The 14,685-nt window shown below is 68.4% G+C and carries 5 protein-coding genes; 4 read left to right on the top strand and 1 reads right to left on the bottom strand.

Annotation, left to right across the window (positions count from 1 at the left end; all coding sequences use genetic code 11):
- Positions 1 to 244: 244 nt before the first annotated feature.
- From M1L60_RS09000 to drmB, 4 genes are read left to right on the top strand one after another with little or no spacing between them, the layout of a single operon-like run.
- Positions 245 to 4,951: a DEAD/DEAH box helicase gene (locus M1L60_RS09000; protein ID WP_256516244.1), complete on the top strand. Its 4,707-nt coding sequence runs from the start codon at positions 245 to 247 to the stop codon at positions 4,949 to 4,951.
- Complete coding sequence (locus M1L60_RS08995) at positions 4,948 to 6,468, top strand: nuclease-related domain-containing DEAD/DEAH box helicase (protein WP_253236874.1); 1,521 nt, start codon at positions 4,948 to 4,950, stop codon at positions 6,466 to 6,468. The genes M1L60_RS09000 and M1L60_RS08995 overlap by 4 nt, the downstream gene beginning before the upstream one ends.
- A complete protein-coding gene (locus M1L60_RS08990; RefSeq protein WP_253236873.1) occupies positions 6,465 to 9,635 on the top strand; it encodes a helicase-related protein in 3,171 nt (1,056 codons plus the stop codon). Before M1L60_RS08995 ends, M1L60_RS08990 begins: the two co-directional genes overlap by 4 nt.
- Entirely contained in the window at positions 9,616 to 11,436 is a 1,821-nt protein-coding gene (gene drmB / locus M1L60_RS08985) for a DUF1998 domain-containing protein (protein WP_253236872.1), read from the top strand. Before M1L60_RS08990 ends, drmB begins: the two co-directional genes overlap by 20 nt.
- Positions 11,437 to 11,730: 294 nt before the next feature.
- On the opposite strand, the gene M1L60_RS08980 is transcribed toward drmB, so the two are convergent.
- Positions 11,731 to 14,445 carry an AfsR/SARP family transcriptional regulator gene (locus tag M1L60_RS08980; protein WP_253236871.1) on the bottom strand — a complete coding sequence of 905 codons (2,715 nt, stop codon included), beginning with the start codon at positions 14,443 to 14,445 and terminating at the stop codon, positions 11,731 to 11,733.
- Positions 14,446 to 14,685 lie beyond the last annotated feature (240 nt).

Here is a 14,685-nt window from a genome sequence, read left to right as displayed (position 1 = left end):
ACTAGGGTTTGTGCGACCGGAGCGATGTGTCGGCGACGTTCTGGTCGTCGAAGGTGTAACAATGGGGGAGTTCGGGTTTGCGGGCGTGGGATGCATTTCGACTACAAGATTTTGGTGCCGGTGCAGGACGGGCTGCCCTTCCACAATCGAGGGCGTCCTGGTCCAGGGTCCTCCCAGATCGGACGCGCTCGACCGCTTCTGGCGCCTGTGAAGCGGACGGCGGCGCGGGGAGTGCTCGATCGTGATGATGAAGCAGTCGTGGACGCCCGACACGGGCCTCGTTCACGAGGTCGGGAAGCTGTTCGACAGCACCATCGAGTCCTACCGAGCCAAACCGGAGTTGATCTCCGAGCATGCCAACCACGAGGAGTCCATCCGGGTCGGCGGGTACGCCAACCGGACTCTCCTCGAGCTCGTGCAGAACGCCGCCGACGCCATGGCGGGGACCGCGGCCGACATCGACGAGTTCGCGGGTAGGGTCGAGATCGTCCTGGACACCGCGGCCGGGACGCTGTACTGCGCCAACGCCGGGCGTCCGTTTTCCCGCGGCGGTCTGATCGCCATCACGCATGCGCACTTGAGCGGCAAGCGTGGGGACGAGATCGGCCGGTTCGGTCTGGGTTTCAAGTCGGTGCTCGCGGTGTCCAACTTCCCGCAGGTGTTCAGCCGTTCCGTGTCGTTCGAATTCAACTCGCGGGAGGCGACGTCCGCGATCGCCGGAGTGGGTTCCGGGGCGAAGCGATATCCGATTTTGCGTACCGCGACCGTGGTCGACCCGACGGCGGAGTTCGCCCGGGATCCGATTCTCGCAGAACTGGCAGAGTGGGCGACCACGGTCGTGAAGCTGCCGAGTGCGTCGAGCATCCCGCGACTCCGTAGCGAGATCCTCCGGTTCAAGTCGCAGTTCCTGCTCTTCGTCGGCGACGTGCGGGAGGTGAGGCTCCGCATCGTCGGCGCCGAACCCTTCGAAACTACCCATGTGTCCCGCAATCTCGGCGACGGTCTGTTCCGCATCGAGCGGTCCGGTGGCGAGAGCGAGGAGTGGATCGTCGAGGACCGGATGCACGCACCGTCGGCGGACGCTCGGCGGCAGGTCGGTGAGGCCGTCTCGCGTGCGGAGGTCAAGGTCACCGTGGCGATCCCGAAGCGCAGAGGTAGGGAGTACCAGGTCGGGCAGTTCTGGTCCTACTTTCCGTTGCAGGACAAGACCTCGGCGTCCGCATTGTTCAACGCTCCGTGGAGCGTGAACGACGACCGGACGACGCTGCTCCGCAACGACTACAACCGGGAAATCCTGGTCACGCTCGCGGGCATGTTCGGGCACAAGGTCGCGTTGGTGCGCACGTCGACCGATCCAGCCTCGCACCTGGACTATCTGCCGGCGCGTGGCAAGGAGGAACTGTCATTCGGCGACGAGGTGCTCTGCGCGCAGGTGCCGCAGATCTGCGCCGATCTGGATCTCATACCCGACGCCACGGGGGTGCTCACGCAGACCAAGATGTTGACGCCCCTCGACTTCGCGGCCGCGATTCCCGAAGACGTTCAGGAGGCGTGGATCAACTCGCCGAACACCGGAACCGACGTACCGCACTGGCGGTGCTACAGCACCCAGCAGCGCATCACGCGGATGCGACGGTTGTTCGCGGCGGAGTACGGCAGCGGTCTGATCGCCACCGAGGTCGACGTCAAACGGGCGTTGGCGGCGATGCCGAAACGTGGTGTCATGTCCTGGCTGCGGGAGTGGGCGGAGGGCACCGATCCGGTGTCGGCTGCTAACGCGTTCCGGTTCGTGTGCAAGCAGCGTAACGTCGAGGGCTTCGAGACGGCCAAGGTGATCCCGACGACCGACGGCCTGCGTACGTTGCGGGATAACAAGGTCGTGTTTCTCCGGCAGGAGAAGGGTGTCGAGATCGAGGGGGCGGTCTTCGTCCTCCCCCGTTTCCTCGCCCAGCCCGGTGTCGAAGTGTTGCTGCGCCAGGCGGGCTTCCGGGATCTCGACCCGCTCGCAATTCTCACCGCGCGTCTTGCCCGGCTTACCACCACCTCCGGTGACGAGGAGTACGCCCAGCTGTGGAAGTCTGCCGAAGGGGTGTCCCTCAACGTCGCGGTGAAGACACTTGAGGGGCATGCGGACCGGGTCAAGGTCCCTACCCGCGACGGGGGGTGGGCATGGGGTCGTCAGGTGATCGACGTCGATGTCGACCTGTCCGAGGTGACCGGGGTCAAGGCGTTGGACCGGGAACGCTGCGTGCCCCAGGCTGCCCACGCACTCGGGGTGGTCCGGGATTCGGTAAGAAACTTCTCCGTCGAGGACGAACTCTATTTCGACGCTTACCGGACCTGGGTATTGGAACAGCTCAACGCCCTCCAAGGGCCGGGCGAGCGTCCCGTCGAGCGCATCGAGTTGACCGAGGGTGCCGGGCCTGGTCCGTTCTCGATGCTGTACATCCTGCGCGACGCGGGAGCGTCTCAGCAGCTTCGGGCGAACTGGACGACTGCCCTCCTGCAGGCCGGCAGCTCCTACTGGTCGTGCGAGGATGTCGACTCGGGTGTGACCTACACGGTGTTCTCGCCGGTCCGCTGGGCGGCGGATGTCGCGGGTTTGGTGAATTCGTCCCGCGGGTTTCTCCCGCCTTCCATGGTCGTCGCGCCGTCGGTCGTACGATACGAGAAGCTGCTGCCGATGTTCCGCGGCTCGTCGCAGGTCGCTGACGCCCTCGAGCTTCCGGAAGACCTCGACGCGGTGCCCGTACCGGTTCTCAGAGAGGCGCTCGCGGCAACTTTGCTCCCGCCGGGTATCGCCGACGACGTCCTCGTCGACTTCATCCTGGGAGCGTCTCGGATTGCGTACGCCGGGGCACAGCCGCCGGCCATTCCCGCGCGGGTCGGGCGGGTCACCGAGTCGCGGAGTCCGGCCACGGTGTATCTGGCGGTTTCCGACGAGCAGGAGAAGTTCCTCGCCTCGCGTCAACGCCCGTATCTGCGAGTTTCGGTCGAGATGACCGCGGAGCTGGTGGAGGCGGTCGGCTGCCGTCGGTTCGAGGACAGCTTCGCGTTCTCGATGCTGATCGAAGGTGAGCAGGAGAGCGAGCCGATCGTCGACGTCTTCACCGGGCTGCGAACGACACACGTGGCCAGGAAAGTGGAGAACGCGACGTTGACCCGGGCCGCGCTGGTGAGCAAGCGGGTGACCACCGAGGACGGCGTCGAGGACCAGACGCTCGACTGGCACCGCGACGGACTGGGCCTGGTCGCCCGCAGTGACGCCGACGAGCGTCGGCTCCTGCGGTTCGTCGACGAGGCGTTCGAACTGCACCTCACGAACGCCGAACTGGAGCAGGTCCTCAAGGCCGGCCTCGACCACAGACTCGAAGAACTGCGGCAGCGGGCCAAGGCTGCAGCGAACGACGCCGACCGTCTCGACGTCTACTTCGGGTCCGACGACCTCCGGGAGGCTCTGCCGAAAGGTCTCTGGCAGGCGCTCGAGGCTCAGGATCTCGTCGATGACGACACGTCGGTCGCCGAGTTGTTCCTGACTGTGTACGGCTCAGACTCCATCAAACAGCTCGCCCAGAACTTCCGCCAGGAAGGTTTCCCGGACGTGCCGACGGAGTGGGCGGGCCGGTCGACCACGATCTCTTGGCTGCGGAAGATGGGTTTCGGCACCGAGTACGCAGGCCGCCGGAACCAGCGCCAGGACCAGGAGTTCGTCGTTCCCGGTGCGGTGAAGCTCAACGAACTGCACACGTTCCAGAAGAAGATCAGCGCCGACCTTCGCCGCGCTCTGACGTTGCGTGAGGCGAACGGCCGGCACCTGAAGGCGATGGTCGAACTGCCGACCGGCGCCGGTAAGACGCGCGTCGCCACGGAGACAGTGCTCCGGCTGTTCATCGAGGACATGATGCGGGGACCTGTTCTGTGGATCGCGCAGTCGCAGGAGCTCTGCGAGCAGGCGGTCCAGACCACCAGCACGGTGTGGCGCGGGCTCGGGGACGAGCGCCCGCTGACCGTCGGACGGCTGTGGGAGGGCAACACCGTCCATGAGCCGGACACGGAGTTCAGTTTCATCGTGGCCACCGACGCGCAACTCGACGTCATCCGCGCCGATCCCGACTACGACTGGCTCAAGGAGGCCTCCGCGGTCATCATCGACGAGGGCCACCGGGCGGGCGGATCCGAGCGATACACTCGGATCCTGAACTGGCTCGGCGTGGCTGGCTGGGGCTTCGCACGACCACTGATCGGGCTGTCCGCGACACCGTTCAAAGGCACCTCCGAATCGGGCACCGCCGCACTCGTGAACCGCTTCGGTGGATGGAAGATCGACGCTTTCGAACAGGACAACGCCTATCGCCGTTTGGCCGACCTCGGCGTCCTCGCTCAGGTTCAGCACCAGGTGTTGCCCGGCGTAGACGTCGAGCTGCAACCCGGCGAACGCAACGATGCCAGGACCCTGCGCCGGATCAGCCAGTCGGTCATGGACCGCATCGGCCGCGACCACGCCCGCATGAAGATCTTGGTCAACCACATCATGGGCTTGGATCCGGACTGGCCGGTCCTGGTGTTCACCCCGAACGTCCTGTCGGCGCAGGTTCTCGCCGCCACGCTGCGGTACCGCGGCGCCACCGCCGAATCGGTCAGCGGCCAGACCGGTAGGCAGGAACGCCGCAACATCATCGAGCGGTTCAAGAAGGGCGAGGTCAGGATCCTGGCCAACTGCGACCTGCTCATCCAGGGCTTCGACGCCCCCGCCGTCCGGGCCTTGTACATCGCGCGGCCGACGTTCAGCCCGAACGCCTACATCCAGATGGCCGGCCGGGGCCTGCGCGGGCCGGCCAACGGCGGCAAGGACGAGTGCCTGATCGTGGATATGGCCGACAACTTCGGTGACGTCACCGAGCTGCTCGGGTACCGCGAGTACGAGGACCTCTGGCAGGAGCACCGGCCGTGATCCTCGTCCCGGACCTGACCGACATCGTCAAGAACGCCGAGAGCGACGCCGAGCGGCGTGTGGCCCGGCTGCTGCGAGAGGTGGCCGGTGATCCGGACGCGGTCGCGTTCCACTCGGTGAAGCTGCGCTCGCACGCCTACAAGCAGCAGGCCGAGGCGGACTTCGTCGTGCTCTGGAAGAAGAGCCTGATCGTCATCGAGGTCAAAGGCGGGGGAGTCCGCCGCCACGACGGGGTCTGGTACAGCGTCGACCGTCGCGGCGACTGGCACAAGCTGTCGGGTTCGCCCATGGAACAGGCCCGGTCGGCGATGTACGCGCTGCGCGACATTCTGCGGGAGGAGGGTGTCGGCTGGTTCGCGCACGAGGCCGTCGTCGTCACCCCGGACATCGACACCCCGCCGCACGCGGTGGAGTGGCAGCCCACCCATTGGCTCGCCAAGCAGGACATGACAGTCGAGCGACTGACCACGGCGTTCGAGGTGATCACCGACCTCGCCCGCAGGCCACCCGCTGGTCAGCGGATCGCCCGGCCCGACGACCTGCGTACGCGGTTGTTCGGCGAGTTCACACGGATGCCGGTGATCGACGCACAGCGCGGTGCGATCATTGAGGAGCAGAACCGGGCCACCGTTGGGCAGGCCCGGGTGCTGGCTGCGCTGGCCCGCAACCCGCGGGTCATGGTGTGCGGCGGTGCGGGCACGGGCAAATCCCTGGTCCTGGTGGAGGCGGCGAAGCAGGAGGCTGATCAGGGCCGTTCCGTGCTGATCACGTTCCACTCCCCGGAGCTGATCCGGTTCTTCGCCCCGCACGTTGTTGGCCGGGACGTCGACGTCATCCCGTTCGTGAGGCTGGGCTCCGACAAGGTGTACGACGCGGTCTTCGTCGACGAGGCGCAGGACCTGATGGACGCCGCGACGATGGACCGGCTCGACACGATTGTCGTCGGTGGCCGCGAGCGCGGCCGGTGGCGGATGTTCCTCGACATCAACAACCAGTCGCACGTCGACGGCGGCTTCGACTCCGACGTGTACGAACTGGTCTGTGCCGAGGCACTCTCGGTCGACCTCGAACTCAACGTCCGCAACACCCGGGCGATCGTGCACATGGTGCAGGAGTATCTCGGCGCAGACGTCGGCGACCCCGGCATCGTCCACGGCGAGAAGGTCCGCTGGCACACTGTTGATGGCGCGGCCGACGTCGCCGAGGCCGAGACGGTCGCCGAACAGCTGATCGCCGACGGGGTCCGTCGCAAGGACGTCTGGATCATCAAGACCGACTCCACGGCGGCTCCCACCGTCACGGCGGGCGGCTTCACGTTGACGAGCCCACGGTTCGCCAAAGGTCTCGAAGCGGAGAGCGTCGTGCTGTGTGCCCTGCCCGAGACCTACGACACCGCCGGCCTCGCCGCCCTGTACGTGGCAGTGACCCGGGCGCGGGTCTCCCTGGACATCCTTGTGACCAAGGCCGACCGGCGTCGGCTGCAGGACCTCCTCCGACAGGGGTTGGTGACGAAATGACCATGACCACGGCGCAGGAGACCGCGCTGGCGCATCTGCGCGACGCATACATCGGCCCCGACGCCGGCCCCGAGGAGATCCTCACCAACCTGCCGGACCGGCAGTACGCCGTCGGCATGCTGTTCCCCTTCGCCGCGGAACCGCCACCGGCGGCGAAGGCACAGGAGGAGGTCAGGGCCGACGTGCCCGACGGCGACGTCGAGGAGGACGGCGCCGGGGTGCCGCTCGCCGAGGACTGGCGCCCGTCCTCGGTGGCGATCTCCTTCGTCACCGACAAACCAGCCGTCACCTGCGATCTGTCCGGCGGAACCTATAAGCCGGTCGCCGGTGACGGGCCGCCGCGGTGGCAGCGTCACCCGTTCCGGTTCGACGCGGTCGAACTCGGCCCACACCGTCCGCCGCACCAGCTCCAGGCGGGGACGGTCCCGGTCGAGGTGGGCTCGCGGTGGCGCCCGTACGGCGATGCCCACCTGGTGACCGTGCACGCCAGGGTGGCGCGCGAGTCCACGCGCAACGACCGACTCGATATCGAGTCGATGCTCTTCCAGGTCGCGCTCGCCGTCATCCCGGCCGCCGGCGGCCGCTTCCTCGAATACCGCGGATCGGCCCCGCTTGACCTGGACGCCGAGTCCGCCGAACTGCGCCTGCGGTTCCGGAACAAGAAGGTCTACGCCGTCGGCCACGGCATGGCCGCCGACTGGGATGTCTCCGGCGGAGAATGCACCAAGGTTCGCCTCGTCGCCGTGCCCGCGTTCGTGGTGTCCGCCGTCGAGACGGCCGGATTAACACCGGACAGCACCGAGGCGCAGGCGTTGCGCCTCGACAACCTGGCCCACGCGGACACCCGTACGGCCGAGGTCGTGGCCACGCTCGACGCGTTCGTCGCCGCCTTCGGCGTCTGGGTCGAGGAGCAGGAGGACGCCGTCGATGCGTTCGGTACGGACGCCGGGGTGGCCCGATCCATCACCGACCGCGCTCGAGCCGCGCTGCACCGGATGCACGCCGGCGTCGACCTGCTCCGTGATCCCGCGAAACAGAACCTGCGGACCGCTTTCGCCCTGGCCATGACCGCTATGCGGCTGCAGATGCTACAGACCAAGGTACGCGAGGGAACAGCCGAGGACGCTGTGGCGGAGCCGCAGTGGCGGCCGTTCCAACTCGGTTTCCTGCTGGTGGCGTTGGCCTCGACCGTCGACGACCGGCACGCCGACCGGGAATTGGTCGATCTGATCTGGTTCCCTACCGGCGGCGGCAAGACCGAGGCATACCTCGGCCTGGCCGCGATCGAGATCTTCCGCCGCAGGCTCGACCACGGCATGGCGGGCGCCGGCACCGCGGTCCTGACCCGGTACACGCTACGGCTGCTCACCGCCCAGCAGTTCCAGCGGGCGGCCTCGCTGGTCTGTGCGATGGAACTTCTACGCCGACAAGATGTACGGGCCAAGGGCATGGCCCGGTTCCACATCGGCCTGTGGGTGGGCAACGAGGTCACCCCCGGCACGAGGAGCGACGCGAAAGCGGCGCTCGACCGGCTCCACAAGGCCAGGCGCCCCGAGGAGGCCAACCAGTTCCAGGTCGAGAGCTGCCCGTGGTGTGGCGCCGCCCTCCTGCCGGACAAACGGTCCGACGATCGCAGCCGCTACGGCTTACGCCTGGTCGGCAAGGACGTCATCATTCATTGCACCGCCCGGAGCTGCCCGTTCGGCGACGAACTGCCCGTCGCCGTCGTCGACGAGGTCCTCTACGCCGAACCACCCACCATCCTGCTGGCCACCGTCGACAAGTTCGCTCGCTTGCAGTTCCGCCCCGACGCCGGAAAACTGCTCGGCCTCGACACCCCGTACCGGCAACCGTCGATGATCATCCAGGACGAGCTGCACCTGCTGTCCGGGCCACTCGGCACGACGGTCGCCGTCTTCGATGCCGTCATCCAGATGCTGCTCGGCCGAGCCGGCTCGGCGCCGAAAATCATCGCGTCGACCGCCACCATCCGCGCCTCTCAGGAACAGGTCCAGGGCCTGTACGGCCGCAGAGTCGCCCTCTACCCGCCCGCAGGGCTCGACGGCGATCGGACCTTCTTCTCCCGGCCGGTCCCGAGCGGCGAAGGCCGCCTCTACGTGGGACTCATGCCCCAGTCGCTGTCCCAGGTTTCCGCGGTCATCTCCGCGGCCGCCCCGCTGATCGAGATTCCCGCTGTCCTCGACCGTACGGCCGACAGTGGTACGACTCGCGACTCCTACTGGACCGCCGTGATGTATCACAACAGCCTGCGCGAACTCGGCCGTACGGGAACATTGGTCGTCGACGACGTCAACGGCCGACTCGAACCCCGAGCAGAACGCCTCAAACTACCGTTCCGGAAAGTGCGTGCCGACCGCGTTCTCGAGCTGACCAGCCGCCGCGGCCCCGAGGAACTACCCAACGACCTACGCGAACTTGCCCGCAGCGCCGACCACACCGACCAAGCCGTCGACGTCGTGCTGTCCTCGAACATGCTGTCGGTCGGCATCGACATCCCTCGCCTCGCGCTGATGCTCATGGTCGGCCAGCCGAAGACCACCGCCGAATACATCCAGGCCACCAGCCGCGTCGGCCGCGGCCGCAACAATGGCATCGTTACCACGCTGTTCCGATCCAACCGGGCCCGCGACCGCTCCCACTTCGAGACGTTCCGCGGCTACCACGAAGCCCTCTACCGCGACGTCGAACCCACCAGCGTGACCCCCTGGTCCCTGGCCTCCCGCGACCGGTCGCTGGGTGGCGCCCTGGTAGCGCTCCTGCGGCATTCGATCACGGCGTTGGCCGCCAACGACGCCGCCGTCCGACTCGATCTCGGGGACGACGACATGCGGCGCACCGTTGAACGGCTCGTCGAGACGTTCCTCGGCCTGGTCGGCCGATCCGACCGCGTCGAGGCCGACGAGACCGAGGACGACGTGTGGCGACTGCTCCGCGACTGGGACCGCCGCGCCAAGCTTGCGCGAGAGGACGGCATGAGCCTGCTTTACGACCGTCGCAAGGCCGACGACGACGCCCTGCTCAAACGATTCGACCAGAGCGGCGAGGGCTGGCTGGTCGCGGACTCTATGCGCTCGGTCGAACCGAACGTCGCCGTCCACGTCCGTGAACCGATGGAGGAGGTCCGCCGTGGAACCGATCGTTCATGACCTGCGTCTCTCCGAGACGATCAGCCCGTACGGCGTCGGCGCCGTCGTCGACGTCCGCGGAGAATCCCTCATCGCGCCCGACACCTCCTGGTGGGACCCGAAACGTGCCCCCGTGATCGCCTGCGCGCGGCTTTCGGCGAAGCTGCGCGGCGCCGACCTGCGGCAACCGCCCACGCACGCGGGCCGGGCGGCCAAAGAGACCACGAGCCTGCTGTACTTCCGATTCCCGGAATGGCGATTCTGCGAACGCTGCACGAAGCTCTCCAAGCTCACCGGCAAGAGCAGAGGTCACTGGACCAATAAGTGCGACTGCGGCGGCACCCTCGTCCCGATGCGCTACGTCGCCGTCTGCGAGGGCGGAAGCCACCTGCAGGACATCCCCTGGTTCATGTGGGCGCACCGCGGCAACGACGCAGGCGTCACCGAGACCGTTCGGCACTGCCGTGCTTTCAAGGAACTGAAGTTCGTACGGTCGTCCCGGTACGGCGAGGGCCTGGCGTCTCTCCGCGTCGTCTGCAACGGGTGCAAGCGGGACCGACCGCTGTCGGATCTCGTGAGCAAGGACGCGCTGCGGCGCGACAGCATCCGCTGCGAAGGCACCCAACCGTGGGAGGACGAGAACACCGGTGACCCCTGCAATCGGCCCCTGAAGGCCGTGCAACGTGGTGCCACCGGCAACTACATCGCGGAACGGCTCTCCGCCCTCGACATCCCGGAGGAGGTACCCCAGTCCGTCGAGAAGCGCGACGAGATCCGCAGCCACGACTACTTCAAGAGGGTCGTCGCGGACAACGGTGGCCCCCAGTCCGACATGGTGGCGGGCTGGATCGCCGACGAACTCGAAGTCTCCAAGGACGAGGTCCTACGCCTCGCGGCCGGCGACGAGGACCCGGACCGCGAGACGGACGACGCACCGCTGCTCGAGCTCAAGGACGGGGAATGGGCGGCCTTCCTCAAGAAACTCGACGGCGGCCGGGACCACAGCGGCGGCGACTTCATCGTCGACGGCTGGCAAGCCCGGTCCGCCGCGGCCTGGCCGTCGGCGCTCACCAGCCGACTCGCAGCGGTGGGACAGGTCCGGCGCGTACGCGAGGTCCGAGCACTCAAGGGCTTCCGGCGTCACAATGCTGAAGCCGAGTTCATCAGCGCGGACCTCAGATCGGGTACCGGAAGGAAGCTTGTCTACCCGGCCGTCGAGACGTTCGGGGAGGGAATATTCCTACGATTCGACGAGGAACGACTCACCGAGTGGGAGAACCAGCCCGAGGTGCGAGCCCGCGCCGGCATCCTGATCGACCGGCGAGAACGAAGCCCCTGGGCGACTCGACTCGATGTCCCCGAGCCGCGCTACATCGCGCTGCATACGATCGCGCACCTGCTGATTCGACGGCTGGCCTTCGCCAGCGGTTACTCCTCCGCCTCCCTGCAGGAACGCGTCTACGCCCACACCGATCGGCCCGACCGCACCGCAGGTATTTTGATCTACACCGCCGCCGGCGACGCCCAGGGCACCCTCGGTGGCCTCGTCCGCCTCGGCGAACCGGGTCGTATTCTCCCGCTCATGCTGGCCGCCCTCGGCGACGCAGACGTCTGCTCCAACGACCCCGTCTGCATCGAAAGCGACCGACAAGGCGCCTCCCAGCTCAACCTCTCCGCCTGCCACGGCTGCGTACTCGTCAGTGAGACGTCGTGCGAGACGGCCAACCGGCTGCTGGACCGTCAACTTGTCCTCGGAAGCGCAAACGTACGCGGACTCCTCGACGACGTCCTCGACCAGGCCCGACGAACGGCGGCGGTGTAGGGACTCCGCCCCAAACCTGCATACGGATCCGTTGGGCCTGTGCGTCGGGCCGTAGCGGTCCAGCAGACCGAGCCGTTGCGCGCGTAGGTATTACGCACGGTTACTGCAGCGCACGGGGGTTCTTACGATCGCGACGGTGTGGCGCGGAAACGAACCGTTGGGGTGGTGACAGATGGACCTTGAACAGGGAAAACGCGGTTCTTATTCTGCCACGTACGGTCCACGAGATGCAGAGGCCGCAGTTCGCAAACGCGAATTGCGGCCTTTCGTCATTCCGCCGGCAGGTTGTCGACATCAGGTCCGGGCTGTTGCGACAGCCCAGCTGTCGAGCAAGGCGCGCAGCGCGGCTGCTCGATCGCTGTCCAGCGGCTCCGACAAGGCCAAGGCTTTGCGGACGAACTGGTCGGCGTCGGCATGTCGGCCCTGGGCTTTTCGGGCCTGACCGAGCACCACCAGGCTTTTGACCTCGAGCAGAGGGTCGCCGGCCGTTCGCGCCCGCTCCATCGCTTGCCCGGCGTACCGGTCAGCCTCCGCGGGGCGGCCGCTGTCGCGGTAGGTCTCCGCCAGCTGCCGCATGATCTCACCTACGTCGCGTGGCCCACAGTGCTCCTGGGCCAGGCGCAATGCCGTGCGGTAGTGCCTGACCGCCTGGTCGTACTGCTTCCGCAACCCGTGTGCTTCACCGAGGTTGCTGGCAATCAGCGCCCGCAAGTGACCGGCGCCGTCCAGTTTGCCGCTCAGCTGCGCGGCCTCGCCCAGCCAGCGGATCGCCTCATCGGCTTGGCGGGCGTTGTTCTGCACGGCGCCGAGGTTGAGCAGCGCCGTCGCGGCGCCCAGCAGGTCGCCGTCGGCGCGGCGCAGCTCGTAGGCGCGGCGGCAGCTCAGCGACGCCTGCTCGATTCGGCCGAGGCTGCTGTACGGCGCGGCCAGTCGGCTGCGGATCAGGCCTTCGCCGACAGAGTCCCCCACCTCAGCGGCGGCGCCGGCCGCCACCTGGTAGAGCTCGACCCATTTGTCCAAGTGCCGGCGCCGGACCAGCCAGCCGTACAGCGCCGCGGCGATCTGCCAGCCGATCGCGGGGTCCGACCGGCAACCGACCAGCACGGCCGCGGTGAGGTTGTCGGCCTCCGCGTCCAGCCAGGCCATGGCTTCCTCGGCGTCGGCGAAGGTGACCGGCGCGGGCGAGGCGAAGTTGGGGCGTTCCGCCGGCCGCAGTACGCGGTCGGCGGTGTTGGCGGTGTCGCGGTACCAGAGCAGAACCCGGCGCCGTGCGGTGTGCTGCTCGGCGGAAGCGGCTGCCTGCTCCCGGGCGGCCAGCCGAACCAGGTCGTGCATCCGGTAGCGGCCCGGCGACGGCAACTGGACCAGGTGGACGGCGGCCAGCGAGTCCAGCAGCATCCGGGTGCCGTCGATGTCCTGGCCGAGCAGGGCCGCGCACGCGCCCAGCGTCGGCGTCTGCCCCGGGTGAGCCGACAACAGGCCGAACAGCCGCCGCGCCGGGTCGTCCAACGACCGTACGGAGAACCCCAGCGCCCGACGGACCGAGACGTCGTCTTCCTGCACGTCGAGCACCGACAAGCGGTTACGTTCGTCCTCGAGCTCCCGGACGATCGTCAGAAGCCGGTGCGGCGCGTCCAGCCGGGCGGCCACCACGCTCACCGCGAGTGGCAGGCCCTCGCACAGCGCGACCAACCGGCCCGTCAACCCGTCGTCGCCGACAGCGTCGTGCCCCGCGATCCGGCGTACCAGGGCGGTGGCCTCCCCGCTCGTGAGGGCGACCAGCGGGAGTCGGCGCACGCCCTCAGCGACCAGACCGTCCAGGCGGCTGCGGCTGGTCACCATGGCCAGGGAACCGGAGCCACCGGGTAGCAACGCCCGCACCTGACGTGCCGACCGGGCGTTGTCGAGAACCACCAGGACCCGGCGGTCGGCCAGCTCGGACCGCAGCTGCGCGGACCGCTCGTCCGGGTCGCGGGCGATCTGCTCGGGCGGCACGCCCAGCGCTCGCAGCATCCGGTCGAGCGCGTCGGCCGGGTCGACCGGGTCGCCGTCGCCGAAGCCGCGCATGTCGACGTAGAGCTGGCCGTCCGGGAACTGCTGCCGCACCGCCCAGCACCAGCGAAGCACCAGCGCGGTCTTGCCCACCCCGGCCGGTCCGACCACCGCGATCGCCGGGTCGGTGCGCCACTCGTCGAGGGCGGCCAATTCCCGCCCGCGACCCACGAAAGTGGCTGGTGCCGCGGGTAGCTGGGCCGGCCGTGCCGTGCGCTCCGTCGTACCGGGCACCTCGCCGCGCAGGACGATGCGGTGCATGTCCTGCAACGCAGGACCAGGGTCGGCGCCGAGCTCGGACTGCAGATGCGTCCGGATCGTCTCGAAGTGAGCCAGCGCCTCGGCCGGCCGGCCCGCCGCGCACAGCGCCTGCATGAGCGCCACCGCCAGCGCCTCGTGCAGCGGATTTCTCTCGCTCAGGTCGGTCAGCAGCGGCAGCACCGCGGCCGGGTTGGCCGCCCGCAGCTCGGCCTCCGCCCAGGCCATCGACGCATCGGCGTGCTGCCGCTGCCAGGATGCGCGGGTCTGCTCGGCCCAGTCCCCGGTCAGCCCGGCCAGCGGTTCGCCCCGCCACAGTCCCATCGCCGCCCGCAGCAGGTCGAGCCGGGTCCCGGCCGGGCTCTGCGCGTCGGCGGCGCGGGCCACCAGCGCGCCGAACCGGTGTACGTCCACCCGACCGGCGTCGGCCTCCAGCACGTAGCAGCCGGAGGCGAAGCGCAGGGCGACGTCCGGCTGGACTATGCGACGCAGCCGGGCGATGTGGGCGTGCAGCGTCGGCCGGACCGACGGTGGGGGAGTGTGGCCCCAGACGCGGTCGATCACCACGTCGGTGGGGACAGGACGCCCGGCCTCAGCGAGCAGGCTGGCCAGGACGGCACGCTGGCGCGGGTGACCGGCATCGACCCGCTGCCCGTCCCGCCAGATCTCGACCGCTCCGAGGAGAGTGAAGTCCAGCACCGGGCTCCTTCCGCGGCAACTTCCTCGTATCGATGATGGTCATGAGGATGCTACTGCGTGTAGGCGACTCGCATGGATCCGTATGCGCTGCCGGTGGGTGGTCGTTCGCGCCGGCCGGCAGAGCAGTCCTCCGCGGGGACGATCAAGCGAAACGGGGTCGGGGGGGGGGGGGGGGGGGGCGGCCCCCGGGGCGGCCCCCCCCCCACCACCGAGGTCAGGCCGCCCGGCTCATCGGGTCAG

The sequence above is a fragment of the Paractinoplanes aksuensis genome, assembly GCF_024137025.1.
In the GTDB taxonomy this organism is placed as follows: domain Bacteria; phylum Actinomycetota; class Actinomycetes; order Mycobacteriales; family Micromonosporaceae; genus Actinoplanes; species Actinoplanes aksuensis.
Note: the sequence above shows the minus strand (reverse complement) of the source record. Positions and strands in the feature narration are given on the sequence as shown.